A 22111-nucleotide genomic window follows, 5' to 3' on the forward strand; every position below is an offset into this window, starting at 1 on the left:
AGACCGGCCATCGTCTGCTCGGCGGCCTCCGTCGCCCTGCCGCCCGGCGCCTTTCTTCAGGCGACGGCGACCGAGCCGAACTGCACCACCGGCTTCTTCGGCTCCACGATCACCTCGCCGTCGATCGAAAGCCTCGCCAAGCCCGCGGCCATCACAAAATTGGAAGCGATGCGGCGCTGGTTTTCGCCGAGCTTGCCCGCGTCATGGACGGCGACATCGAGGCCGGACGCCGTGGCGGTGACGGTCATGTGGAAGGCTTTCGGCGTCGCGCAGACCAGTCCTGCCAGTCTTCGCAAAGGATCGAGCGCATCAACGATTGCCGGCAGCGAGATCGGGCATTCCTCGATAGGAATGATCTCGGAGGAGAGCGCGCGCACGAAACCGAGCAGCATGCCGGCCTCGGTGCGCCGAGCGCTGAAGACGACGCGGCGGCGCGTGTGCGGCGCGCAAGGCACCAGCGCGTCGATCTGACCAGCGATGCCCTTGATCTTGAGCGCCTGCACCACGCGTTCGCGTTTCCACTGCCGGTAGCCGTCGGCCTCGAAATGCTGCAACGCGCAGCCGCCGCATTCGGTGAAGTGGCGGCAGGGCGGATCAACCCTAAGCGGTGAAGTCTCAACAACCGACATCAGCGTCGCGCGGTCCTTCTGGCGCGCGGCGGTGACCGTCTCGCCAGGCAGCGTGAACGGGATGAAGACCTCACCGCCATCGGCACCGGCGATGCCGTCGCCCTGCGAACCGAGCCTTGTGATGGTGAAGCGCGCGCTCATGGCGATGCCGCGTCCTTGATCGCGGCGAGAAGGAACTCGCGGTTGCCGTCGCCGCCCTCGATCGGCGATGGATGCAGCCCAAGCACGCGCCAGCCCGGCATGCCGGCAAGCCAGTCGCGCAAACCGGCGGCGATGCGCTCGGCCCCGCTCGGGTCCTTGAGCAGTCCGCCCTTGCCGATCGCCTCGCGACCCGCCTCGAATTGCGGCTTGACGAGAAGCAGCGCCCTGGCGCCCTCGCCCGCCAAGGCCAGCGCCGGCGGCAGCGCCAGCTTCAGCGAGATGAAGCTGACATCACAGACCAGGAAATCCGGAACGCGGTCGCCAAGATCGGCGGCGGTCAGGTCCCGCGCATTCAGCCCTTCAATGACCGTGACCCGCCGATCGGTGGCAATTTCCGGGTGCATCTGGCCGTGACCGACATCGATCGCCGTGACATGGGTAGCGCCACGCTCGAGCAGCACCTGGGTGAAGCCGCCGGTCGAGGCGCCGATATCGAGCGCCTCATGCCCAGAGGGATCGAAGCCGAAATGGTCGAGGCCGGCAATCAGCTTCAGCGCCGCGCGCGACACATAGGCCTGCGCCGGATCGTCGACAGCAACGACACAGTGTGGCGCGACGGGCTGGCCCGGCTTGCGGGCGACTGCGCCGTCGACAGTGACGGTGCCGCGTTCGATCGCGTCGCGGGCGCGGGAACGGCTGGCGAACAGGCCACGTGCGACGAGCAGTTCGTCGAGACGCGGACGCGCGCTGGCGGGCAAAGAGGAACTCATCGGCCTTCATTGGCGAAAGCCGGCGGCGAAGGCAATGGCAGCCCTGTTGAATATGGCGCGGGGCACGGCAGAATGCCGGTGCCTATAGTCCGCTCACCCGGGCGAGGAAGAGCCATGCTGAAGGGAACCTGCCATTGCGGCGCTGCGCACTGGACGCTGGAAGGCGATCCGGGATCGATCACCGCCTGCAACTGCACCCTTTGCCGCCGCTACGGCACGCTCTGGGCCTATGACTATGTCGACGAGCGTATCCGCATCGCAGGTCCGACGAGCTCCTACAGGAGGGTCGAGGTGGCCGAGCCCGCGCTGGAAATCCTGTTCTGTCCGAAATGCGCCTGTGTGCTCGCCTGGCGCGGGTTGCTTCCCGGCTCGAGCGGCCGCACTCGCATCGCCGTCAATGTCAGGCTGGCCCCGCCGGAGGCGGTCGCCGACCTGCCGATCGAGCATTTCGACGGCCTCGAAACGTTCGACGACCTGCCGCGCGACGGCCGCTGCGTGCGCGATATGTGGTTTTAGAAAATAGTCCGCGAGACCGGGCGCTCGACCGCCGGCATCAGGCCGTCATTGTGGGAGGCCTGCTCGCGCGGCTCAGCAGGAGCCGGCGCCGTCGGCGCGGCTTCCTGCGGCACCACCAGTTGGGGAGCCTGCTTGTAGGAGAAGCCGCCGCGGATGTTGCCCATCTTGCCGGCAACGATGTCCATCACCGCCTTTTCGAGGTTGCGGTCGTAACGCGTTTCGGCTGCCACCGGCGCGGCCATGGCACTCAGCAGGGCCATGCCGCAAAGGAACGAATTCATTGTTCTTATCCCCTGCCTAGGACCAGGGTTTTAGCAGGGCGCCCGTTGAAAATCGGCCAAAAGACAAGGTAACCGAACGGCCAAATGAAAACGTAAACAAACAGTTGCAGCCGCAGCCAGCAAACTCAATCGGAGAGCTGAGGTTTCGATTCAGGCGCGCTGCGCCTGCATTCCATGGCCGAGTGCGGCGAAAACCGTCCGCACGATGCCGGTCGTGTCGAGGCCCGCGTCGGCATACATCTTCTCAGGCTTGGCGTGATCGGTGAACTCGTCCGGCAAGACCAGCGGGCGCACCTTGAGACCGTTTTCCAACAGGCCTTCATGGGCAAGGAAATGCAGCACCTGGCTGGCGAAGCCGCCGACCGCGCCCTCCTCTACCGTCACAAGAACCTCATGCGAGCGCGCCAGGCGGCGGATGACATCCTCGTCCAGCGGCTTGGCGAAGCGAGCGTCGGCAACGGTGGTCGAAAGGCCTGCGGCGCCGAGCTCCTCGGCGGCCAGCAGGCAATCCTGCAGCCGCGTGCCGAACGAGAGCAGCGCCACCTTGGTGCCTTCCTTGAGAATGCGGCCTTTGCCGATCTCGAGCACTGAGCCGCGCTCCGGCATGTCGACGCCGACGCCGTTGCCCCGCGGATAGCGGAAGGCGATCGGGCCGCCGTCGTAGTCGGCTGCCGTGCGCACCATATGGCGAAGCTCCGCCTCATCGGCGGCGGCCATGACGACGAAGCCGGGCAGCGAGGCAAGGAAGGTCGTGTCGAAGGCGCCGCAGTGCGTGGCGCCGTCGGCGCCGACGAAGCCGGCACGGTCGATCGGGAAGCGCACCGGCAGTTTCTGGATCGCCACGTCGTGCACCACCTGGTCGTAGGCGCGCTGCAGGAAGGTCGAATAGATGGCGGCGAAAGGCTTGTAGCCTTCGGTGGCGAGGCCAGCGGCGAAGGTCACCGCATGCTGCTCGGCAATGCCGACATCGAAGGTTCGGGCCGGGAACACCTCGCCGAAGAGGTCGAGGCCGGTGCCACTCGGCATGGCGGCGGTGATCGCCACGATTCGTTCGTCCTCGCGCGCCTCCTGGATCAGGCTCTCGGCGAAGACCTTGGTGTAGCTCGGCGCGTTGGCCGGCGCTTTCGCCTGCGCGCCGGTGATGACGTCGAACTTGTTGACGCCGTGATACTTGTCGGCGGCGGCCTCCGCCGGCGCATAGCCCTTGCCCTTCTGGGTAACGACATGGATCAGAATGGGACCGTCGCCATTGTCGCGGACGTTCTTCAGCACCGGGATCAGGTGCTCCAAATTGTGTCCATCGATCGGGCCGATGTGGAAGAATCCCATCTCCTCGAACAGCGTGCCGCCGGTGACGTAACCGCGCGCATGCTCGACGGCGCGGGTGATGGCGCTGTCGGCGCGCTTGCCGAGATAGGAGGTCAGCTTCTTGCCGAAATCGCGCAGGCCGAGATAGGTCTTGCCGGAGGCAAGCCTCGCCAGATAGGCGCTCATTGCGCCGGTCGGCGGGGCGATCGACATGTCGTTGTCGTTGAGGATGACGATCAGGCGGGCATTGAGCGCGCCGGCGTTGTTCATCGCCTCGTAGGCCATCCCGGCGGACATGGCGCCGTCGCCGATGACGGCGATGACATTGTTGCGGCCGCCCGCAAGGTCGCGGCCCATCGCCATGCCGAGGCCGGCCGAAATCGAAGTCGAGGAATGCGCTGCGCCGAAGGGGTCGTATTCGCTCTCTGCGCGCCGGGTGAAGCCGGAGAGACCGCCTTCCTGGCGAAGCGTGCGGATGCGGTCGCGGCGGCCGGTCAGAATCTTGTGCGGGTAGGCCTGGTGGCCAACGTCCCAGATCAGCCGGTCTTCCGGCGTGTTGAAGACATAGTGCAGCGCAACCGTAAGCTCGACGACGCCGAGACCGGCGCCAAGATGGCCGCCGGTGTGCGACACCGCATCGATCAGCTCCGCGCGCAGTTCGGTCGCCAGCTGCGGCAGCTCGCTTTCATCAAGCGTCCGCAAATCCGCGGGGATGCGGACTTTGTCGAGGAGCGGCGTGTCAGGCTTCGGGTTCACTCTGGGACGGCCTGTCAACTTAACCTTGGGTTAACCTTCAAATATGCGCTTTGCTATGCGCGAGATAGGCTGACGGCGCGCCAATGTAAATGCGTGTCAGTGACGCGCCTGGCGCAGAATGTCCATCCTTCGCTAACCTTCCGGCAGCGGAATGAATTCTTCCTCATCGCCAGGAACGATATCGAAGCGGCCCGTCTTCCATTCTTCCTTGGCCTGCTCGATGCGTTCTTTCGAGGACGAAACGAAATTCCACCAGATATAGCGCTTGGAGCCCAGCGACGCTCCGCCGAACAGCATGAAATGCGCGCCGCGCTCGGACGACACGACGATTTCCTCGCCCGGTTTGAACACCAAAAGCCGCTCGGCCGGGAAACGGTCGCCGGCAATCGAAACCTCGCCCTCCAGCGTGTAGATGGCGCGTTCCTCGGCGTCGCCGGGGATTTTGACGCTGGCGCCCGCCGCCAGCCGCAGATCGGCATAGAGCGTTTCCGAGGCGGTCGCGACGGGCGAGCGCAGCCCGGAAAATTCGCCGATGACGACGCGGCCGCTAACGCCCTCGGCATCGATTTCGGGCAGTTGGACGACCGACGTGTTCGCGAACACCGGGGCGATTTCTTCCTTGCTGTCCGGCAGCGCCAGCCAGGTTTGCAGGCCGGAAATCGACATCGGCGCGCCGCGCAATTCCTCGGGCGTGCGCTCGGAATGAACGATGCCGCGGCCGGCGGTCATCAAATTCACGTCGCCCGGCGCGATCACCATTTCGGTGCCGAGCGAGTCGCGATGCCTGATCTTGCCGTCGAACAGATAAGTGACGGTGGAAAGCCCGATATGCGGATGCGGGCGCACGTCGATCGCATGGCCGGCGCGCAGGATGGCCGGACCCATGCGGTCGAAGAAGATGAACGGACCGACCAGCCTGCGCTTCGCCGTCGGCAAGGCGCGGCGAACCTCGAAGCCGCCAATGTCCTTGGCGTTCGGAATGACCATCAACTCGATCTGGTCGCAGGCGAAGTCGTCGCCGGCCTCAGGATCGTTGCCCGGAAAGAAGCTCATGACCGGCGTCAGGCGAAGCGGAGCGCGGATCGGGCCTTCGCCTTGGCGGCCTCTTCCTCGCGGTTGCGCGGATGCTGGGTGGTTTCGAGGCTGTCAAGCAGCTCGCGCGCGGCGGCGGCGATCGCCTCGACGGCGTGGTTGAAGGCATGCTCGTTGCGCTTGGACGGCTTGGTCGCGCCGCTCAGCTTGCGAACGAACTGCAGCGCCGCGTCATGGACCTCGTCGTCGGTCGCCGGCGGATCGAAGTTGAACAGGGTCTTGATGTTTCGGCACATGCTTTAACTCCTTACCTGCTTTCTGCCCGAACCGGTCTGACATTGTGCACCGAGGTGTGTTGAGATTCAGGTCAGACCGAGCCGAAAATGGCGGGTTCCGAGAACCGGACCGGAGCGTACTTGAAGGACGTGAGCACCGGAACCGCAGAAAGCCGCGTTTGCAGGCGGCCTCACCTGAATATCAATACACCTCACTCGGCGTCGAGCGGCTCCGTTCCAACCGGCTTGCCGTCGCGCGAGAGCCTGATCTTCTCGACCTTGTCCTCGGCGGCCTTGAGCAAGCGGTCGCAATGAGCCTTCAGCGCCTCGCCGCGCTCGTAGATCTTGATCGACTGGTCGAGCGGAACGTCGCCGCGCTCCAGATCATCGACGATCTTCTCCAGCGCGTCGAGCGCCTGTTCGAAGCTCATCGCCTTGACGTCTTGGTTAGCTTCATCAGCCATCATTCATCCCTTCATCAGCCGCCCGACATGGGCGGCGACCGAAAATGCCAATCCTTGCAGATCGTAACCGCCCTCCAGCAGGCTGACGAGCCGGTTGCCGCTGTGGCGCCCGGCGCGCTCCATCAGCTGGCCGGTCGCCCAGTCGAAATCATCCTCGGTCAGGTTGATCGCGGCCAGCGGATCGCGATGGTGCGCATCGAAACCGGCGGAAATGATGATCAGATCCGGCTGGAAGGCGTCGATCGACGGCAGCACGCGCGACAGGAAGGCGTCGCGGAACGTGTCGCTGCCGGTGCTCGGCGCAAGCGGCGCGTTGACGATGTTGCCGGCGCCGGTCTCGCTCTTGGCACCGGTGCCCGGATAGAGCGGCATCTGGTGGGTCGAGCAATAGAGCACCGACGGATCGTCCCAGAAAATGTCCTGCGTGCCGTTGCCGTGATGCACATCCCAATCGACGATGGCGACGCGCTCGGCCAGATGCTTCTCCTGCGCATAACGGGCGGCGATCGCCGCGGTGTTGAACAGGCAAAAGCCCATCGCGGTCGCTTTTTCGGCGTGATGGCCGGGCGGACGCGCGGCAACGAAGACATTGGCGGCGCGGCCCTCGAACACATCGTCGACTGCGGCGTTGGCCGCGCCGATCGCCGTCACCGCCGCCTGCCAGCTTTTCGGGCTGGCGCTGGTGTCGGCATCGATCGAGACGATTCCCGACTCGGGAATCGCAGCGCGGACACGGCCGACGAAATCCTCCGGATGCGCGTAAAGGATCGTCGCCTCGTCGCCTTCCGGCGCCTCGACGCGGTCGAGGGCCGAAAAAGCCTCATCGTCGAGCACGCGCTCGATGGCGCGCAAACGGTCGGGCCGCTCGGGGTGGCCGGGCGGCGTGAGGTGTTCCAGGAATACCGGATGAGTGTAGAGACGAGTGGTCATGGCGCCTAATCTAGGCACCTGTCGCACGGATAGCCATGTTTCAGCGCCGAATGATTGGGGAAATCGCGCCCAATCGTGTCGCTGGCGGCATTGGCCCGGCTTCGGCTTCGCGATAAGGTCGCGTCGCTGCCTGGTGCCCGCAACGCGGGAGAATCGGGAACACGGTTGAAATCCGTGGCGTGCCCAACGCTGTGAGGGGGACCGCGCCGGCAAACGCCACTGTCCCAGACGGGAAGGCGCCGGATGCGGGTCGATCCCGAGCCAGAAGACCGGCCCGGCAGACATGGTCATCCGCATGGTCAGGCGGAGGACTGCTTATCGCAAGGGGACAAGCGATGCAGGCACGAACAGCCGCCGCCGGCGGCGATGACTTTGACCAATTGGCGCGCGACGCTGTCTACCGGGCCATGTTCACCCGGCGCGACGTGCGCAGCCATTTCCTTGCCGACGATCTCGACGACAGCGTTTTGGCGCGGCTGCTCACCGCGGCACACCACGCGCCGTCGGTCGGCTACATGCAGCCCTGGAACTTCATCATCATCCGGGACGCCACAAGGCGGCGGCAGGTGCGCGACCTTTTCCTCGCCGCGCGCGAACAGGAACTGCCGGCGATCGAGGTGGAGCGGCGGGCGCTCTACCGCAAGCTGAAGCTCGAGGGCATCTGCGAAAGCCCGCTCAACCTGTGCATCACCTGCGACCGCCAGCGCTCGAATAACTCGCCGCTCGGGCGCTGGCACAATCCGGAGATGGACCTCTACAGCACCGTCTGCGCGGTGCAGAATTTCTGGCTCGCGGCGCGGGCGGAAGGCGTCGGGGTCGGCTGGGTGAGCATCATCGAGCCCGAAGCGCTGAAGCGACTGCTGTCGATCCCCGAGCACGTCACGCCGATCGCCTATCTCTGCGTCGGCCGTGTCTCGGAATTCGCGCCAAGGCCCGACCTCGAAGCGCATGGCTGGGGCAAGCGCCTGCCGCTGCCCGAGCTGGTGATGAGCGAGACCTTTTGCGGCGCCGGCGAGGCGCCGCTCAAATCGGCGATCGCTCGTCTCGGAGAACGATTGAAGCCTTAGAACCGCTCGGCGTTCCATAGACCCGCACCAACCGCAACGCGCCATCGCGCTTCGCGTTTGCGCAATGGCGCATTGGCAGGCCTGACCGTCGTTGCCCGCTCTCAGAAAACCGGGGATTGCTCGCGCATCGCTTGACAACGTGACGGTTCTTCTTGGCGTGGTTGGGCCGGATCTCCGCACTCGCTTCCTCACTGCTAACCCTGTGCCAAGCGATGTCGTTCTCGGGCTTCAACGTCTGGTGAATTCACCGGCGTTCGGAATTAAATTCTGTCTTCTCATGTGAATAGGCAGATTGAGCTGGGCTTCGGCGCTTATTGTCGGGCGATAGATGAGACCCGGCGCGTTCCCATGAACTTTTTTGCAATAGATCGGTCCGCCGAACATGAGGGCGAAGCGGAATGGGAGCGCATCCGCGCAAAATACCCGCCGCAAGAACCATTCCTCAACTTGAACAACGCCGCGGTCAGTCCCCCACCGACTGTTGTCGAGGAAGCGACGGTTGACGCCTACCGCTTCATCAGTCGCAATCCCGACTACAATATGTGGAGCAAGCTCGACACAGCACTTCCTCATATCAAACGCGAGCTGGCGGAACTGATCGATTGCAGCCCCGGAGAGATCGCGCTGAACCGGAATTCGTCGGAGGGTCTTTCGACAGCGATCTTCGGAATACCGCTGACTAAGGGCGATCAAGTGCTGATCTCGCCTTGGGACTACCCCAGCGTTCGTGCGGGCTGGCTGCAGCGGCAACAGCGCGAGGGCATCGAGGTTGTAAACTGCACCTTCGACCTCATGGACAGCGACGACGACATCATCGAATCCTATGTTCAGGCGATGACCCCGCGTACCCGCGTCCTGCAGCTGACTCACATGTACCACTGGAACGGGCGTGTCCTGCCGGTGAACCGGCTCTGCGAGATCGCGCGGGAGCGCGACATCATGACTGTCGTCGACGGTGCCCAGACTTTTGCTCAGATGCCGGTCAGCTTCCGCGAACTCGATTGCGATTTTTTTGTCACCAGCCTGCACAAGTGGCTCGGTGCTCCTATCGGCAACGGGATGCTGGTCGTCAGCGAACGCCGGATCGATACCACCTGGCCATTGCTTGCACCTTTCGACCAGCCCGCGGTGCACATAGACAGATTCGACCATTGGAATCTCGGCACCTACAATTCCGCTGTCCAGGCAGGAATCGCGCCCGCAATTCAATTCCACAAGGCGATCGGCGCGGAACGGATGCATGCGCGACTGCGCGAACTCACCCGATATTGGGTAGGTCTCGTCCAGGACATTCCCGGTTTCAGGCTCCATACGCCGACCGACACGGGACAGCCTCGCTGCGATAAGTCTGTTTTCGATCGACAGCATCGACATGCAGCAACTCGAGCGCGACCTTCGCGAGAAACACCAGGTCCACGTGAAATACCGCAAGGTCGAGCACGTCGAGGGTTTGCGGGTTTCGCCACACATTTACATGCTTAAGCGCGATCTTGATGCCTTTGTCGCCGCGCTGCGAAGCGCTGTGGAGTGAACCGACGAATTTCTCGGGGCTGTGCCTGACCTTAGCCGCCTGCTGTCTGGCGAATAGCGTTTTCGCAGTCGAGGGGTGCAGGATGGCAGCGCCGCTATTTGCGCTTGAAGCTGCCTAGGCCTGCACCCTGACAAGAGTTCAATAGTTTCGCTCAAGGCCGTGAGCGTGGTCTGCATTTTTGAGGTCTATCAATGCGCCAAGTCTATGTGAGTGGATCCTATCTACCGGAAAGCGAGGCCCGTATCTCGGTCTTCGATCGGGGCTTCCTGTTCGCCGACGGAGTCTATGAGGTCACGCTCGTTCTTGATGGCAAGCTCGTCGATTTTGCCAGTCACATGGCGCGCCTGCGGCGATCGCTCCGTGAGCTCGATATGCCGTTCTCCCTGACCGAAGCAGATCTTTTGAAGATCCACAGGGAGCTCATTGGACGGAACAATGTATCCGAGGGACTTGTCTATTTGCAGATCACCCGGGGCGCGGCCGACCGCGATTTCATATTTCCTACTCGGGATACGCCGAACACCGTGGTGCTCTTCACACAAGAGAAGGCACTTGTCGAAAATCCGGTCGCCATGCGCGGCCAGCACGTCATAACCGTGGAAGATCTCCGGTGGCGGCGCTGCGACATCAAAACGGTGCAACTCCTGTATCCCTCCATGGCCAAAATGCAGGCGAAATCACGCGGCGCCGATGACGCATGGCTAGTGAGGGATGGTTACGTCACGGAAGGCTCTTCCAACAACGCCCATATCGTGACTTCGGATGGGACGATCGTCACGCGGGATCTCTCGAGCGATATCCTGCACGGGATTACCCGGGCAGTCGTTCTGCAGTGCGCAAGTGAACTTCATCTGCGGGTGGAGGAGCGCCCATTCACGGTAGTAGAGGCCAGACTTGCGACGGAGGCGTTTTCAACGTCATCATCCGGGCTGGTGAACCCGGTGGTCAGGATGGATGGTGCGCCGATCGGCAACGGGCTGCCGGGCGTAGTCACCCGGCGGTTGCGACAAATTTATCTCGATAGAAGCCGAGCATCGGCGATCTAGCGTTGATCGTCGACGGTGTTCTCTGCGGCGTCAAACATCGATACGATACCTGCCGGTGGCGTTACTGGGGCGCATATGGACCGCGCTAACTCAAGCACTCCTGACGCCAGCCCTGCACGTGAATAGCTCGCCCGAGCACTCGCGGCGCCCAAGTAGCTTGACAAGGCCGCTGCTAGGCTGGCGTTCGCGCCAGATGCTGGCGGCGATCCTTCCATTGGCGGGGCATCTCCTCTGACTCTAGTCAAGCGGTCCTTGGCGAATCCCAGCGCGAGCCGCCGAAGGGGCTGAGCGCCTTGTCGCGCAATTCCCTGAACTTGGACGAGGCTTCGGCCAGGCGCCGGTCCCATTCCGGATTGGGGACCTGGCCCTCGATGGTGGCGAAGTAGACCTGCATCAGCGAAGCGATGGCGAAGGGCTCGATGAAAGCCGCCTTGAAGGCCCAGGCGAAGACGATGGCCAACACGAAGGCCCAGCCGGCAAGCTGGCCCGGCATGGCCCAGAGGATCGCGGCGGCGGGCGCCAGCATCAAAAGGAAGATGACGAAGGAAACACCCCACATGATCACCGCCAGCCAGACGGCGTTCTTGACCATCAACTTGCCGTTCTGCGCATAGAGCACGACGCCTTGCCTGGCGGTCTCGAAAGGCGAGTTGGAATTGGTGCGGATGTTGTAGCCGAGGATGATCTCGTCGACATAGGTCAGCGACAGGCGGATCACGGTGTTGATGAAGCTCACCAGACCGCTCAAGCCTGGAATGGGTAGGAATGCAGCAATGCCGCCGATCAGCCCGGTGATGGCGCGGATGGCGCCTTTCACCAGCTGGTCGACGACGAAAAGGATTTTGGCCTCGGCGAAGCGCTTCGTCACCACTTCGCGCGCATAGGCGATCTGGCCCTGGCCGTCGGGAACGTCCTGCCCGTCGATCAGATGGACCATGACGGCGATATGGCCGGCCTTGAGCACATAGAGAATGTATTCGCGGATCCAGTAGACGGCGATCGAGACCACGCCGAAGCCGACGATCCCACCCCACAAGGCAAAGGACATCGGCCCGTCCGGATCGGTCGAGATGTGGCCGACGCCGTAACCGACGCTGGCGCCGGTACCGGTCGCTGTTATGTAGGCCACCGTGATGCCGAAATAGACGATGATGCGAAAGACGATGAACGGCCACGTCCGCATCATGATGGACACCGACCGGCCGATGCTGAAGTCCCACATGGCCCCGACCCTCCGCCTCAGAGAATTGGCGGGAGAGGATGCGCTCGCTCCTGCCAAAGTCAATGTCGGAGGGATTTTGAGCGGGGGACAATTGTCTGAGGCAGCGCGGACCCGAGTGATTGCCCGGAACGCCGCGACCGGATGCTATTTGGTTTTCAGGCCTTCCAGCAGCTGCTTGAACGCCGCCACAACCTTCTTCGACGTCGCTTCCGGATCCTTGGCATTGGCGATGCGCTGCGAGGCCTGGCTACTGGCGCCGTTGATGAGCCGCGCTGCGGTCTCGGGGTCGAGATCGGGAACGACGACGCCCTCCTCCTGCAGCTTTGACAGGTGATCGGTCATTGAAGCCGTGCAGGCGCTGGCGTTGGGCCACTGAGCCGGATCGCCGAGCACGGCCGGGCCGTCCCTGAACATGATGCGCTGGATTTCCGGCTCAAGCGCCATCTCGATATAGGTGGTGCATTCGTCGACGAAATGCTGCCAGCGAGTAGGCGCCCGCGAGGCCACCTCGTTCACCCGCGCCGCCATCTCGGCGTCGATCTCGGCGATCACCGCCTGCAGCAGCCCCTTCTTGTCGCCGAAATGATGATAGAGCGCGCCGCGCGTCAGACCCGCCGAAGCGGTGAAATCGTCCATCGAGGCCTCGGCATAGCCGATCGTGCCGAAGGCATGGCGCGCGGCCGCGATCAGCTTGGCGCGCGTCTCGGCGATCATCTCCTTGCGGGGTTTGTGCATGGCTCCTGGTCTTATTCACATACGCGTCGTATGCTAATTGACATACGCGACGTATGAACTATCTGACATTCATACGCTGCGTATGTAATTGCGGCGCCTTCCCTTGTCGAGGAACGGGACCATGCGAAACCCATATTCGGAAATCTTTCGGGCTCCTGGCACGAAGAGCTTCGCCGCGGCAGCCTTCATCGCCCGGCTGCCGATCGCCATGGCGCCGATCGGCATTGTGGCGATGCTGTCACAAACGCATGGCGAGTACTGGCTGGCCGGCGCCGTCTCGGCCACATACGCTTTGGTCAGCGCCTTCCTGTCGCCGCAGGTCTCGCGGCTGGTCGACCGCCTCGGCCAGAGCCGGATTGCCGTGCCGACGACACTTGTCTCGGCGCTTGCCTTCGCGACCTTGATCGTCGCGGCCAACCAGCACTGGCCGGTGTGGACCTTGTTCCTATCGTCGCTGCTTGCCGCCTTAATGCCCAGCATCCCGGCGCTGGTCAGGGCGCGCTGGACCGAGATTTTTCGCAACCGCCCCGAGCTCAATACGGCCTTCGCCTTCGAATCGGCCGCGGACGAGCTGGTCTATGTCGCTGGGGCATCGCTGTCGGTGGGCTTGAGCGCCGCGCTGTTCCCGGAAGCCGGGATGGTGGTGAGCACCTTGCTGCTCGCCTTCGGCTCGGCGGCATTCCTGCTGCAGCGTTCGACGGAACCGCCCATTCGCCCGGCCGAGGATGGCGCGGCCGGTTCGGCGATCCGCCTGCGGCCGGTGCAGATCATCACCTTCGCGCTGATCTTTGTCGGCGCGACCTTCGCAACCACGGAAGTCACCACCGTTGCCATTACTGAAGAGCTGGGCCAGCCCGAAGCAGCCAGCCTCGTCATCGGCGTCTATGCACTGGGATCCTTCGTGCTCGGCATCATCGTCGGCGCGCTCAGTTTGCGCACGCCGCTGCAACGGCAACTCGCGATAGCTGTCGCCGTCATCGCGCTCACCACGCTGCCGCTGCTTTTTGCCGACACGGTGCCGACCCTGGCGCTAGCCGTCTTCGTCAGCGGCGTTGCCATCTCGCCGACCTTCATCACCGCCTTTGGCCTGATCGAACGCCACGTGCCGCCGGCAATGCTCACGGAAGGCGTGACCTGGGTGACCACCGGGATCGGTATCGGCATAGCGCTGGGCTCCTTCGCCGCCGGCTGGATGGTCGACACTTTTGGACCGCAGAACGGGTTCTGGGTGTCGGTGGCGGCAGGCTCAGTCGCCTTGGTCACCGTGCTCGCCGGCCAGTGTCGGCTGGCGACGCCGGACTGCGACCCGAATGAATGCGAAGCGGCGATTGTTCCGGCTGGATGATACCGATGCATCCGGCTCTGGCTGGCTATACGTCCTGCTGTCGAACGAACTTCGCCGACGGGAATGCGTAAAGCCCCGTCGGCGCGCCATGGAGCATGATCTCCCGCTCGAACACGAAGCCGCATTTCTCCAGCACGCGCCGCGATGCCGGATTGGCGGGACGCGCCAGTGCGATCACCCGACCGGCGCGCAAGGGGCCGAAAGCCGCGTGCAAGCTCCCCCGGACCAGTTCCGTCGCGTAGCCATGCCCCCAGGTCTCGGGGTGAAGATGATAGGACAGGTTCAGCCCATCGAAATCGCTCGATAAGGTGACGCCGCCGAAGCCGATCAGTTTCTCATTGGCTTCGACCGCCCAGCGACCAAATCCGCGCCTGTCCCAATGATCGATGTCGCGAGCGAGCCTCGCGGCACTCTGCTGCGGCGTGTCCGGCGTCGGGTCGGGGCGATGCGCCACCAGTTCGGGGCGCGAGAAAAGATCGGCCAGAAACTCCAGATCCGCCTGTTTGGGCCGGCGCAGCAGCAGTCGTTCGGTCCGCTGGCTGACAGGCAATGGCGCGGCCATCGTTTTTCTCCGTCGCCCTGTCGGCCGAAACGTCAGAGAATTTCCGTCTTGGCGATGTGAATGCCGAATCCTTCGAGCCCGACATAGTGGCGCTCGCGCGAGGCGATCAGGTTGATCGAGGAGATGCCGAGATCCTTGAGGATCTGCGCTCCGAGCCCGATCTCGCGCCACTCGTTCTCGCGCCGGCGCGCCTCTTCGTGATCCTCGCGGTCGCCGCTTTGTGGCCGCTTGCGCTCCTGATGGGCGACGCCGACCGAGCCTTCGCGCAGGTAGACGATGACGCCACGCTTGCGCTCGCCCATCGCCTTCATGATGTGGTCCAAGCGGTGGCTGGTGCCGAAGACGTCGGTGACGACGTCTTCCGAATGCAGCCGCACCGGCACCTCCTCGCCGTCGCGGATGTCGCCGAAGACGACCGCGACATGGTGCATGGAATCCCAGGGCAGCGTGTAGGTGAAGACCTGCGCCTTGCCGCCGGGCGTCTCGATGTCGGAGCAGGCGACGCGCTCGACCAGCGTTTCCTTGCGCTGGCGATAGGCGATGAGATCGGCGACCGAAACCTGCTTCAGCCCGTGCTGCGCGGCGAAAGCCTGCACCTCAGGTCCACGCTTGACGGTGCCGTCGTCGTTGACCAGTTCGGAGATGACGCCGATCGGCGGCAGCCCGGCGAGTTTGCACAGGTCGACCGCGGCTTCCGTATGGCCCGAGCGCATCAAGACACCGCCTTCGCGCGCGATCAGCGGGAAGATGTGGCCGGGCCGCACGAAGTCGGAGGCACCAACATTGCCATTGGCGAGGTTACGCACGGTGAGCGTGCGGTCGTCCGCCGAAATACCCGTCGTGGTGCCGTGCTTGAAGTCGACGCTGACGGTGAAAGCCGTGGTGTGGGCGGAATCATTGTCGGCCACCATGGGCGCAAGGTTTAGCCTCCTTGCGTCCTCGCGCAGCATCGGCGTGCAGACGATGCCGGAGGTGTTGCGGACGATGAAGGCCATCTTTTCCGGCGTGCAGTGGACGGCGGCAACGATCAGGTCGCCCTCGTTCTCGCGCCCATCATCGTCCATGACGACGACGATCTCGCCGCGCTCGAAAGCGCGGATCGCTTCGACGATCTTCTTCTGGTCGTATGGCATGGACGCTCGCTAGCTCGCTTGGGGAATAGGGCGGTAAGGGAGTAGGGGAACGGAAAAAGTTTGGCGTCGCCGAATGCGACGTAACATACTCTCCTGCTGCCTTACTGCCCTCCTCCCCTTCCCGTCTGTCCTCTATGGCGCAGATAATGATCCGCAATCGCGCAGGCAACCATGGCCTCGCCGATCGGCACGGCGCGGATGCCGACGCAGGGATCGTGGCGGCCCTTGGTCATGACCTCGACGTCCTTGCCGTCCTTGTCGATCGATTTCCGAGGCGTCAGGATCGAGGAGGTCGGCTTGACGGCGAAGCGTGCGACGATCGCCTGGCCGGTCGAGATGCCGCCGAGGATGCCGCCGGCATTGTTGGACAAAAACACCGGCTTGCCGTCATTGCCGATCCGCATCTCGTCGGCATTCTGTTCGCCGGTGATGCGGGCGGCTTCGAAGCCGTTGCCGATCTCGACGCCCTTGACGGCGTTGATCGACATCAGGCCGGAGGCGATGTCCTGGTCGAGCTTGGCATAGATCGGCGCGCCGAGGCCCGCCGGCACACCTTCGGCGACGATCTCGATCACCGCGCCGACCGACGAGCCGGCCTTGCGAATGCCGTCGAGATAGGCGGCAAAGACCGGAACCGAGGCCGGGTCGGGGGTGAAAAACGGGTTTTCCGCATCGCCGATGAAATTCCAGTTCCAATTGGCGCGATCGATCGACTTTTCACCCATCGAGACCAGGGCGCCGCGCACCACCATGCCCGGCACCACCTTGCGTGCCAGCGCGCCGGCCGCCACTCTGGCTGCCGTCTCGCGCGCCGAGGAGCGGCCGCCGCCGCGATGGTCGCGCAACCCGTATTTGACCTCATAGGTGTAATCGGCATGGCCCGGCCGGTACTGGCGGGCGATCTCGCCGTAATCCTTGGAGCGCTGATCCACATTCTCGATCAGCATCGAGATCGGCGTGCCGGTGGTGATCATCGTCTCGCCGTCCTCGTCGAGGATGAAGCCGGAGAGGATCTTGACCTCGTCCGGCTCGCGGCGCTGGGTGACGAAGCGCGACTGGCCCGGGCGGCGCCGGTCGAGCTCGGCCTGGATGTCCTCGCGCTTGAAGCGGATCCCGGGCGGGCAGCCGTCGACAACGCAGCCAAGCGCGGCGCCATGGCTTTCACCCCAGGTGGTGACGCGGAAAAGATGGCCGAAGGTGTTGTGAGACATGGAAAAACGCCCTGCCCGGCGCGGACCCGGTTCGCCGGTTCAAGCATGCCTTCTATTGGCGTTTTCCACAGCGGTCAAACGGTGATCGGATGCATCAATCTGTGATCTGGAGGATTTAGTTTTGACACATTCGGTTGGTTTCTGCTCTCTTCCATCCGCCGTTGAGGATCCGCCGTTGCTCATGCCGGCGCAATGACCAAAGAGGACGACGATGCGTACCCTGATTGGCGCCGCCTGCGCCATGTTGCTCATTTCCACCGCCGCCGCGTTCGCCGGCCAGACCGAAGGCTTGATCAAGAAGGTCGACAAGGACACGCTGACGCTGACGCTGGACGACGGAAAGTCCTACAAGCTCAACGCCGAAACCGATCTCGACGCGCTGAAGCCCGGCATGGATATCGTCATCGCCTACGACGTGACCAATGGCGAGAATGTCGTGACCGATATGCAGCTGCCGGACAGCGACTAGAATCATCCGCGCTGCGAGGTCTTGGCGGACGGCGCAGTGCGTTGGTAGAGGACACCTTGGCAATTGTCCGGAGCGCCGAACGCTTCGTCATCCTGGAGCGAAGCAAGGGGCGCAGCGACGCAACGCAGATTCCAGGACGGCGACGTTCGAGGCCTTCGGCCGACCTCCAACACACGGCCTAAAATGCAGGCCCTACAGCCACTCCAGGCTGCGCCCCTCGAGCCGTAGCAGGCGGTCCTGCGGCATGTCGAGGCTGGCGGCTTCCTGCTTGGAAATGCCGGTGACGAAGCGGAAGAAGCAGCGCATGACCCCGCCATGGGTGACGCAGACGGTCGGCTGGCGAAGCGCGTCGAACCAGGGTTTTATCCGCTCGAGCAGCATCTCGTAGCTTTCGGCGCCCTCGCCGGGCGGCTGGAAATCCCACTTCGCGGCGCGGCGGCTTTTGGTCGAACCCGGGACACGCTTTTCGAGTTCGGCAAAGGTGAAACCCTGCCAGTCGCCGAAGCTTAGCTCCACCAAGCGCGGATCGGTGCGATAGGCGAGCGGGTCGAGACCCATCGCCGCGCGCATCAGTTCCATCGTCTCACGCGTGCGGCGCATCGGGCTGGCGACAAAATCGAAATCCGCGGCGTTTCCGATAAGGTCCACCAACCGTCGGCCGTTTTGCGTCGCCTGCTCGCGGCCAAGTTCGTTGATATCGGTGTCTGCCTGCCCCTGCAGCCGACCCTCGGCGTTCCACTGCGTCTGGCCGTGGCGGGCGATGTAGACGAGCGGATACATCAGGTCTCCGGAGGTCGGGCCAGGGCCTGGACGAATAGACAGGCGGAGAGAACTAGTCCTTGACGGTCGAGATGTCGGGCGCGTCGACCGCCTTCATGCCGACCACATGGTAGCCGGAATCGACGTGATGGACCTCGCCGGTCACGCCGCGCGACAGGTCCGACAGGAAGTAGACGCCGGAATCGCCGACTTCTTCCTGCGTCACCGTCTGCTTAAGCGGCGCGTTGTACTCGTTCCATTTGAGGATGTAGCGGAAGTCGCCGATGCCGGAGGCGGCAAGGGTCTTGATCGGGCCGGCCGAGATGGCGTTGACGCGGATCTTCTTGGAGCCGAGGTCGACGGCCAGATAGCGCACGCTGGCCTCGAGCGCCGCCTTGGCGACGCCCATGACGTTGTAGTGAGGCATAACCTTCTCGGCGCCGTAATAGGTCAGCGTCAGCAGCGAGCCGCCTTCGCTCATCAGCGGCTCGGCGCGCTTGGCGATGGTGGTGAAGGAAAACACCGAAATATCCATGGTGCGCAGGAAATTATCGCGCGTCGTCTCGACATAACGGCCGGTCAGCTCGTCCTTGTCCGAGAAGGCGATGGCATGGACGAGGAAGTCGAGCTTGCCCCAGTGCTTGGCGATGTCGGCAAAGACTGCGTCCAGGCTTTCCGGATCGGTCACGTCGCAATGGCCGGCGACATGCGCGTTGAGTTCCGCCGCCAGCGGCTCGACGCGCTTCTTGAACGCCTCGCCCTGATAGGTCAGCGCGATTTCGGCGCCGTGATCGACGCAAGCCTTGGCGATGCCGAAAGCGATCGACCGATTGTTTGCGACGCCAAGGATGAGGCCTCGCTTACCGGCCATCAGGCCCTGTCCACCCGCCATGTGCGCAATTCTCCGCAAGAATGTCTGCTTTGTGGAGCCCTATCGCACAGGCACAGGGCCCCTTCAAGCGTCGAAAACAGACTGGCTTGAGGAGAAAACTGCTTCGATCAGCCTTTCCGCTTACGCATCAGGGCTTCGAGATCGGCGTCTCCACCCTCCGGCAGCATCAGCCGCACATGGGCGTAGAGATCGCCATGGCCACCTACTTTTTCCGGCAGGCCCCTGCCCTTCAGGCGCAACACCTTGTCCGAGCTCGACCATGCGGGAACGTTGACCGCGAGCTTGCCGGTCGGCGTCTCGACGGCCACCTTGGCGCCGAGCACCGCGTCGGCGAGTTCGATAGGCAGGTCGACATGCAGGTCGCGGCCCTCGATGCGATAGCGCGGATGGCGGCGAATGTGGATCTTGACCAGCGCGTCGCCCGGCTGGCCGGGCCCCTGCTCGCCCTGACCCTTCAGGCGGATGGTCTGGCCCTCCTCGACATAGGTGGGAAGCTTGACCGCCATCTTGCGGCCGTCAGGGAACATCGCCGTCACCTTCTCCGCGGTGGCCGCCTCTTCGACGGTGATGTCCAGCGTGACATTGAGGTCAGGCGCCTGGACCGGCTGGCGACGGTCGCCACGGCCTGGACCGCGCCCACCCGAAAAGGCCTCGCCGAAGATCTGGCTGAAGATGTCGCTGTTGCCGTCGAAAGGATCGCCGCCCGGACGACCGGTGCGGAATTCGAAATGCGCCCCGCCGGGGCCCTGCTGACGGCGGAATCCGGCAAACGGATCGCCACCGGCCGCGCCCTCGAAGCCCTGGAATCTCGGCTTGCCGTCGGCGTCGATCTCGCCGCGATCGTAAGCTGCGCGGCGCTTCTCGTCGCCGACGATCTCATAGGCCTGGTTGGCGGCCGCAAAACGCTCTTTCGCCTTCGGATCATTCGGATTCTGGTCCGGATGATGCTGCTTGGCGAGCTTGCGGTACGCCGATTTTATTTCCTTGGCCGAGGCGTTCTTGGCAACGCCCAGCACCTCATAGGGGTCGCGCATGCTTCCTGCCTGAAAGAGAGATTGGGTCCACAGTTGCCCTCTATATGCGCTCGCATAGGAAGAAATTCCAGTGGTGCAAGATGCCAATGGAGACTGAAATTAGAGCGCCTTGAACTCCTGCATGCGCCAGCCTCCGGCGTCGGCAATGCACAGCTCGCCCTGATACATGGCGACGCCGTCGAAACTTTCCCGCGTCGCGTTGAAGCGGCGGCAGGTCAAGCCGCCATCCTTGAGTTCCACCAGCTCGGTGATCGAGCCGCGGGAGCCGGTGCCGGCATTGGCCCATGGCACCGCCTGGCCGCCGAGCTCCTGGATGTCGGCGGAAGACACCGCATTGCCGATCGTGGTCTGGTCCGAGTCGTTGTCGCTGCTTGCCGGCACGGCGGGCGCAGACGGCGCGCTGGAGGTGATGATCGAGCGGTCAACCTCCGCCTTCTCGAGGCTGAAGCCGCCGGCGCCACAGGCCGCGAGCGGAAGCGCCAATGTCAGCAACGCAGCCTTGGCGCTGGCCGAAGCAATAACGCTCCATTGCCCGCTGTCAAAAGCTTGCGCGATACGCGACAATCGGCGAACTCCTCCCGCAACGTTAAAAATTTGGAAAACTATGAACGAAAGCGAGTTAACAAGCGGTGACTTCGCCGAGGCTTTGGAGCCGTTCCGGCTGTTTGCCGAGTGGCTGGACGACGCCGTCAAGAGCGAGATCAACGACCCCAACGGCGTTGCGTTGGCAACCGTCGACGCCGACGGCATGCCGGATGTGCGGATGGTGCTGCTCAAGGGGTTCGACGAAAGGGGATTTGTCTTCTACACGAATTTCGAGAGCACCAAGGGCCGCGAGATTCTTGGCAGCATGAAGGCGGCGATGTGCTTCCACTGGAAATCGCTGCGCCGCCAGGTGCGCGTGCGCGGGCCGGTGGAGATCGTCAGCGACGCCGAGGCTGACGCCTATTATGCGACGCGGCCGCGCGGCAGCCGCATCGGCGCCTGGGCCTCCAAACAGTCGCGGCCGCTGGAAAGCCGTTTCGCGCTGGAGAAGGCGGTGGCCGAATACACGGCGCGCTATGCGATCGGCGAAATCCCCCGGCCGAAACACTGGTCGGGCTTCCGCATCCTGCCGCAGACGATCGAGTTCTGGCACGACCGCCCGTTCCGGCTGCATGACCGCATCGTGTTCTCGAGAAACGACGCCGGCGGCTGGGACAAGACGCGGCTCTACCCCTGAGATCGCCGAGAGCGAAGAGTTCAGCCTTTCTTGCGGGTCATGAAGGCGGTCAACGCCGCGCGCGCCTCGTCGGACTTCAGCCGCTCGCGGAAATGCTCGCTCTCGACCTTGATGCGGGCGACGATTTCCTTGCGCGGCTCACGCATCAGATCGCGGGCAATCTTAAGCGCCTGCGGCGGCTTGGCGGCGATCTCGGCCGCCGCAGCCAGCACCGCGCCTTCCAGCTCGTCTTCCGCGACCACATCGTAGATCAGGCCGGCGGCCTTGGCGCGCTCAGCCGAAAAACCTTCGCCGAGACCGAGCAGCGCGAAGGCGCCCTGGCGGCCGAGGACCTGCGGCGCGAGCAGGCTCGAGCCGGCCTCCGGCACGAGGCCGAGGTCGACGAAGGGCGTGCGGAAGAGCGTTCGCGGCGTGGCGAAGGTCAGGTCGCAATGCAGATTGAGCGTGGTGCCGATGCCCACCGCTATGCCATCGACACCCGAGACCATCGGCTTCTCCGCCTTGGCCAGCGCCATCAGGAAATCCCACACCTCATTCCCCCCCTCGCCGCCGGTGGCGATCACCAGGAAGTCCGCAAGGTCGTTGCCGGAAGAAAAGGCACCGGGCACCCCGAGAAAGACATGGACGCGAACGGTCGGGTCGGCATCCCCTTCAGAAAGGGCGGCCGACATTTTCGCATACATGGCACGCGTCAGCGCGTTCTTCTTGTCCGGCCGATTCATACGGATGATCTGCACGGCGCCCCAGCGCTCGATGAGGATATGGTCGGTCACGGTCGGTT

The 22111-nt window shown here is 63.8% G+C and carries 24 protein-coding genes, 1 pseudogene and 1 riboswitch; of the genes and pseudogenes, 7 read left to right on the forward strand and 18 right to left on the reverse strand.

Translation table 11 applies throughout. The features are described 5' to 3' along the window. Positions 1 to 59: 59 nt before the first annotated feature. Positions 60 to 770, reverse strand: a pseudogene (locus tag EOA49_RS09805) (RNA methyltransferase); the annotation flags it as partial. Then, on the reverse strand, positions 767 to 1540 hold the full coding sequence (locus EOA49_RS09810) for a TlyA family RNA methyltransferase (protein WP_127242257.1): 774 nt from the start codon (positions 1538 to 1540) through the stop codon (positions 767 to 769). The pseudogene EOA49_RS09805 and the gene EOA49_RS09810, both read right to left, overlap by 4 nt. 114 nt (positions 1541 to 1654) lie before the next feature. On the opposite strand from EOA49_RS09810, the gene EOA49_RS09815 reads away from it, so the two are divergent. Beyond that, on the forward strand, positions 1655 to 2056 hold the full coding sequence (locus EOA49_RS09815) for a GFA family protein (protein ID WP_095823806.1): 402 nt from the start codon (positions 1655 to 1657) through the stop codon (positions 2054 to 2056). Here EOA49_RS09815 and EOA49_RS09820 read toward each other — a convergent pair. From EOA49_RS09820 to EOA49_RS09845, 6 genes are all read right to left on the reverse strand, one after another. Next, on the reverse strand, positions 2053 to 2337 hold the full coding sequence (locus EOA49_RS09820; protein ID WP_067327851.1) for a hypothetical protein: 285 nt from the start codon (positions 2335 to 2337) through the stop codon (positions 2053 to 2055). The two genes, EOA49_RS09815 and EOA49_RS09820, sit on opposite strands and share 4 nt — an antisense overlap. 150 nt (positions 2338 to 2487) lie before the next feature. After that, the gene (gene dxs, locus EOA49_RS09825; RefSeq protein WP_127243132.1) at positions 2488 to 4401 is read right to left on the reverse strand and encodes a 1-deoxy-D-xylulose-5-phosphate synthase; all 1914 of its coding nucleotides are present in this window, start codon (positions 4399 to 4401) and stop codon (positions 2488 to 2490) included. Positions 4402 to 4533: 132 nt separating this feature from the next. Then, on the reverse strand, positions 4534 to 5454 hold the full coding sequence (locus tag EOA49_RS09830) for a pirin family protein (protein WP_127241300.1): 921 nt from the start codon (positions 5452 to 5454) through the stop codon (positions 4534 to 4536). 8 nt (positions 5455 to 5462) lie between these two features. Beyond that, positions 5463 to 5729 carry a DUF2277 domain-containing protein gene (locus EOA49_RS09835; RefSeq protein ID WP_066998050.1) on the reverse strand — a complete coding sequence of 89 codons (267 nt, stop codon included), beginning with the start codon at positions 5727 to 5729 and terminating at the stop codon, positions 5463 to 5465. 191 nt (positions 5730 to 5920) lie between these two features. Continuing rightward, positions 5921 to 6172: an exodeoxyribonuclease VII small subunit gene (locus tag EOA49_RS09840; protein WP_095778033.1), complete on the reverse strand. Its 252-nt coding sequence runs from the start codon at positions 6170 to 6172 to the stop codon at positions 5921 to 5923. Between the two features lie 3 nt (positions 6173 to 6175). Further along, positions 6176 to 7102 (reverse strand): histone deacetylase family protein, encoded by a 927-nt coding sequence (locus EOA49_RS09845; RefSeq protein ID WP_127241299.1) that lies wholly within the window; start codon positions 7100 to 7102, stop codon positions 6176 to 6178. Positions 7103 to 7216: 114 nt separating this feature from the next. Continuing rightward, positions 7217 to 7395: riboswitch (cobalamin riboswitch) on the forward strand. A 42-nt stretch (positions 7396 to 7437) separates the two neighbouring features. On the opposite strand from EOA49_RS09845, the gene bluB reads away from it, so the two are divergent. From bluB to EOA49_RS09860, 3 genes are all read left to right on the forward strand, one after another. Continuing rightward, positions 7438 to 8169 carry a 5,6-dimethylbenzimidazole synthase gene (gene bluB / locus EOA49_RS09850; RefSeq protein WP_127241298.1) on the forward strand — a complete coding sequence of 244 codons (732 nt, stop codon included), beginning with the start codon at positions 7438 to 7440 and terminating at the stop codon, positions 8167 to 8169. 348 nt (positions 8170 to 8517) lie between these two features. Then, positions 8518 to 9651, forward strand: a complete 1134-nt coding sequence (locus tag EOA49_RS09855) for an aminotransferase class V-fold PLP-dependent enzyme (RefSeq protein WP_245460589.1) — start codon at positions 8518 to 8520, stop codon at positions 9649 to 9651. Between the two features lie 240 nt (positions 9652 to 9891). After that, entirely contained in the window at positions 9892 to 10746 is an 855-nt protein-coding gene (locus EOA49_RS09860) for a D-amino-acid transaminase (protein ID WP_127241297.1), read from the forward strand. Positions 10747 to 10987: 241 nt separating this feature from the next. Here EOA49_RS09860 and EOA49_RS09865 read toward each other — a convergent pair whose 3' ends face one another. Next, positions 10988 to 11968 carry a hypothetical protein gene (locus EOA49_RS09865; protein WP_127241296.1) on the reverse strand — a complete coding sequence of 327 codons (981 nt, stop codon included), beginning with the start codon at positions 11966 to 11968 and terminating at the stop codon, positions 10988 to 10990. 144 nt (positions 11969 to 12112) lie between these two features. Continuing rightward, positions 12113 to 12703, reverse strand: a complete 591-nt coding sequence (locus EOA49_RS09870) for a TetR/AcrR family transcriptional regulator (protein WP_066998060.1) — start codon at positions 12701 to 12703, stop codon at positions 12113 to 12115. 121 nt (positions 12704 to 12824) lie between these two features. On the opposite strand from EOA49_RS09870, the gene EOA49_RS09875 reads away from it, so the two are divergent. Beyond that, positions 12825 to 14048, forward strand: a complete 1224-nt coding sequence (locus EOA49_RS09875) for an MFS transporter (protein WP_127243133.1) — start codon at positions 12825 to 12827, stop codon at positions 14046 to 14048. Positions 14049 to 14073: 25 nt separating this feature from the next. Here EOA49_RS09875 and EOA49_RS09880 read toward each other — a convergent pair whose 3' ends face one another. From EOA49_RS09880 to aroC, 3 genes are all read right to left on the reverse strand, one after another. Next, positions 14074 to 14610: a GNAT family N-acetyltransferase gene (locus EOA49_RS09880; protein ID WP_127241117.1), complete on the reverse strand. Its 537-nt coding sequence runs from the start codon at positions 14608 to 14610 to the stop codon at positions 14074 to 14076. A 32-nt stretch (positions 14611 to 14642) separates the two neighbouring features. After that, positions 14643 to 15743, reverse strand: coding sequence for a 3,4-dihydroxy-2-butanone-4-phosphate synthase (gene ribB / locus EOA49_RS09885; protein ID WP_067327840.1), 1101 nt, complete (start codon positions 15741 to 15743; stop codon positions 14643 to 14645). A 101-nt stretch (positions 15744 to 15844) separates the two neighbouring features. Further along, positions 15845 to 16954, reverse strand: coding sequence for a chorismate synthase (gene aroC / locus EOA49_RS09890; RefSeq protein WP_127241116.1), 1110 nt, complete (start codon positions 16952 to 16954; stop codon positions 15845 to 15847). A gap of 211 nt (positions 16955 to 17165) precedes the next feature. Here aroC and EOA49_RS09895 point away from each other — a divergent pair, with 211 nt between their 5' ends. Further along, entirely contained in the window at positions 17166 to 17423 is a 258-nt protein-coding gene (locus EOA49_RS09895; RefSeq protein WP_095813682.1) for a DUF1344 domain-containing protein, read from the forward strand. Positions 17424 to 17615: 192 nt separating this feature from the next. On the opposite strand, the gene EOA49_RS09900 is transcribed toward EOA49_RS09895, so the two are convergent. From EOA49_RS09900 to EOA49_RS09915, 4 genes are all read right to left on the reverse strand, one after another. Then, the gene (locus EOA49_RS09900) at positions 17616 to 18203 is read right to left on the reverse strand and encodes a histidine phosphatase family protein (protein ID WP_127241115.1); all 588 of its coding nucleotides are present in this window, start codon (positions 18201 to 18203) and stop codon (positions 17616 to 17618) included. Positions 18204 to 18255: 52 nt separating this feature from the next. Continuing rightward, positions 18256 to 19074, reverse strand: a complete 819-nt coding sequence (gene fabI / locus EOA49_RS09905) for an enoyl-ACP reductase FabI (RefSeq protein ID WP_067327837.1) — start codon at positions 19072 to 19074, stop codon at positions 18256 to 18258. Positions 19075 to 19181: 107 nt separating this feature from the next. Further along, positions 19182 to 20108 carry a DnaJ C-terminal domain-containing protein gene (locus tag EOA49_RS09910; RefSeq protein ID WP_066998086.1) on the reverse strand — a complete coding sequence of 309 codons (927 nt, stop codon included), beginning with the start codon at positions 20106 to 20108 and terminating at the stop codon, positions 19182 to 19184. Between the two features lie 99 nt (positions 20109 to 20207). Then, the gene (locus tag EOA49_RS09915; RefSeq protein WP_067327836.1) at positions 20208 to 20672 is read right to left on the reverse strand and encodes an RT0821/Lpp0805 family surface protein; all 465 of its coding nucleotides are present in this window, start codon (positions 20670 to 20672) and stop codon (positions 20208 to 20210) included. A gap of 40 nt (positions 20673 to 20712) precedes the next feature. Here EOA49_RS09915 and pdxH point away from each other — a divergent pair, with 40 nt between their 5' ends. Then, a complete protein-coding gene (gene pdxH / locus EOA49_RS09920; RefSeq protein ID WP_127241114.1) occupies positions 20713 to 21330 on the forward strand; it encodes a pyridoxamine 5'-phosphate oxidase in 618 nt (205 codons plus the stop codon). A 20-nt stretch (positions 21331 to 21350) separates the two neighbouring features. On the opposite strand, the gene EOA49_RS09925 is transcribed toward pdxH, so the two are convergent. Beyond that, complete coding sequence (locus tag EOA49_RS09925) at positions 21351 to 22103, reverse strand: crotonase/enoyl-CoA hydratase family protein (RefSeq protein ID WP_127241113.1); 753 nt, start codon at positions 22101 to 22103, stop codon at positions 21351 to 21353. Between the last annotated feature and the right edge of the window lie 8 nt (positions 22104 to 22111).

This window comes from Mesorhizobium sp. M1A.F.Ca.IN.020.04.1.1, from assembly GCF_003997315.1.
Lineage (GTDB): Bacteria > Pseudomonadota > Alphaproteobacteria > Rhizobiales > Rhizobiaceae > Mesorhizobium.

Excerpts from the sequence above, each read along its gene's own strand:
- ribB (WP_067327840.1), bottom strand. The coding sequence starts at position 15,743 with ATGCCATACGACCAGAAGAAGATCGTCGAAGCGATCCGCGCTTTCGAG.
- EOA49_RS09810 (WP_127242257.1), bottom strand. The coding sequence starts at position 1,540 with ATGAGTTCCTCTTTGCCCGCCAGCGCGCGTCCGCGTCTCGACGAACTG.
- EOA49_RS09855 (WP_245460589.1), top strand. The coding sequence starts at position 8,518 with ATGAACTTTTTTGCAATAGATCGGTCCGCCGAACATGAGGGCGAAGCG.
- EOA49_RS09870 (WP_066998060.1), bottom strand. The coding sequence starts at position 12,703 with ATGCACAAACCCCGCAAGGAGATGATCGCCGAGACGCGCGCCAAGCTG.
- EOA49_RS09820 (WP_067327851.1), bottom strand. The coding sequence starts at position 2,337 with ATGAATTCGTTCCTTTGCGGCATGGCCCTGCTGAGTGCCATGGCCGCG.
- EOA49_RS09865 (WP_127241296.1), bottom strand. The coding sequence starts at position 11,968 with ATGTGGGACTTCAGCATCGGCCGGTCGGTGTCCATCATGATGCGGACG.
- pdxH (WP_127241114.1), top strand. The coding sequence starts at position 20,713 with ATGAACGAAAGCGAGTTAACAAGCGGTGACTTCGCCGAGGCTTTGGAG.
- aroC (WP_127241116.1), bottom strand. The coding sequence starts at position 16,954 with ATGTCTCACAACACCTTCGGCCATCTTTTCCGCGTCACCACCTGGGGT.
- EOA49_RS09860 (WP_127241297.1), top strand. The coding sequence starts at position 9,892 with ATGCGCCAAGTCTATGTGAGTGGATCCTATCTACCGGAAAGCGAGGCC.
- EOA49_RS09815 (WP_095823806.1), top strand. The coding sequence starts at position 1,655 with ATGCTGAAGGGAACCTGCCATTGCGGCGCTGCGCACTGGACGCTGGAA.
- EOA49_RS09840 (WP_095778033.1), bottom strand. The coding sequence starts at position 6,172 with ATGGCTGATGAAGCTAACCAAGACGTCAAGGCGATGAGCTTCGAACAG.
- EOA49_RS09875 (WP_127243133.1), top strand. The coding sequence starts at position 12,825 with ATGCGAAACCCATATTCGGAAATCTTTCGGGCTCCTGGCACGAAGAGC.
- EOA49_RS09895 (WP_095813682.1), top strand. The coding sequence starts at position 17,166 with ATGCGTACCCTGATTGGCGCCGCCTGCGCCATGTTGCTCATTTCCACC.
- EOA49_RS09880 (WP_127241117.1), bottom strand. The coding sequence starts at position 14,610 with ATGGCCGCGCCATTGCCTGTCAGCCAGCGGACCGAACGACTGCTGCTG.
- EOA49_RS09835 (WP_066998050.1), bottom strand. The coding sequence starts at position 5,729 with ATGTGCCGAAACATCAAGACCCTGTTCAACTTCGATCCGCCGGCGACC.
- EOA49_RS09845 (WP_127241299.1), bottom strand. The coding sequence starts at position 7,102 with ATGACCACTCGTCTCTACACTCATCCGGTATTCCTGGAACACCTCACG.
- EOA49_RS09910 (WP_066998086.1), bottom strand. The coding sequence starts at position 20,108 with ATGCGCGACCCCTATGAGGTGCTGGGCGTTGCCAAGAACGCCTCGGCC.
- EOA49_RS09830 (WP_127241300.1), bottom strand. The coding sequence starts at position 5,454 with ATGAGCTTCTTTCCGGGCAACGATCCTGAGGCCGGCGACGACTTCGCC.
- EOA49_RS09900 (WP_127241115.1), bottom strand. The coding sequence starts at position 18,203 with ATGTATCCGCTCGTCTACATCGCCCGCCACGGCCAGACGCAGTGGAAC.
- bluB (WP_127241298.1), top strand. The coding sequence starts at position 7,438 with ATGCAGGCACGAACAGCCGCCGCCGGCGGCGATGACTTTGACCAATTG.
- fabI (WP_067327837.1), bottom strand. The coding sequence starts at position 19,074 with ATGGCGGGTGGACAGGGCCTGATGGCCGGTAAGCGAGGCCTCATCCTT.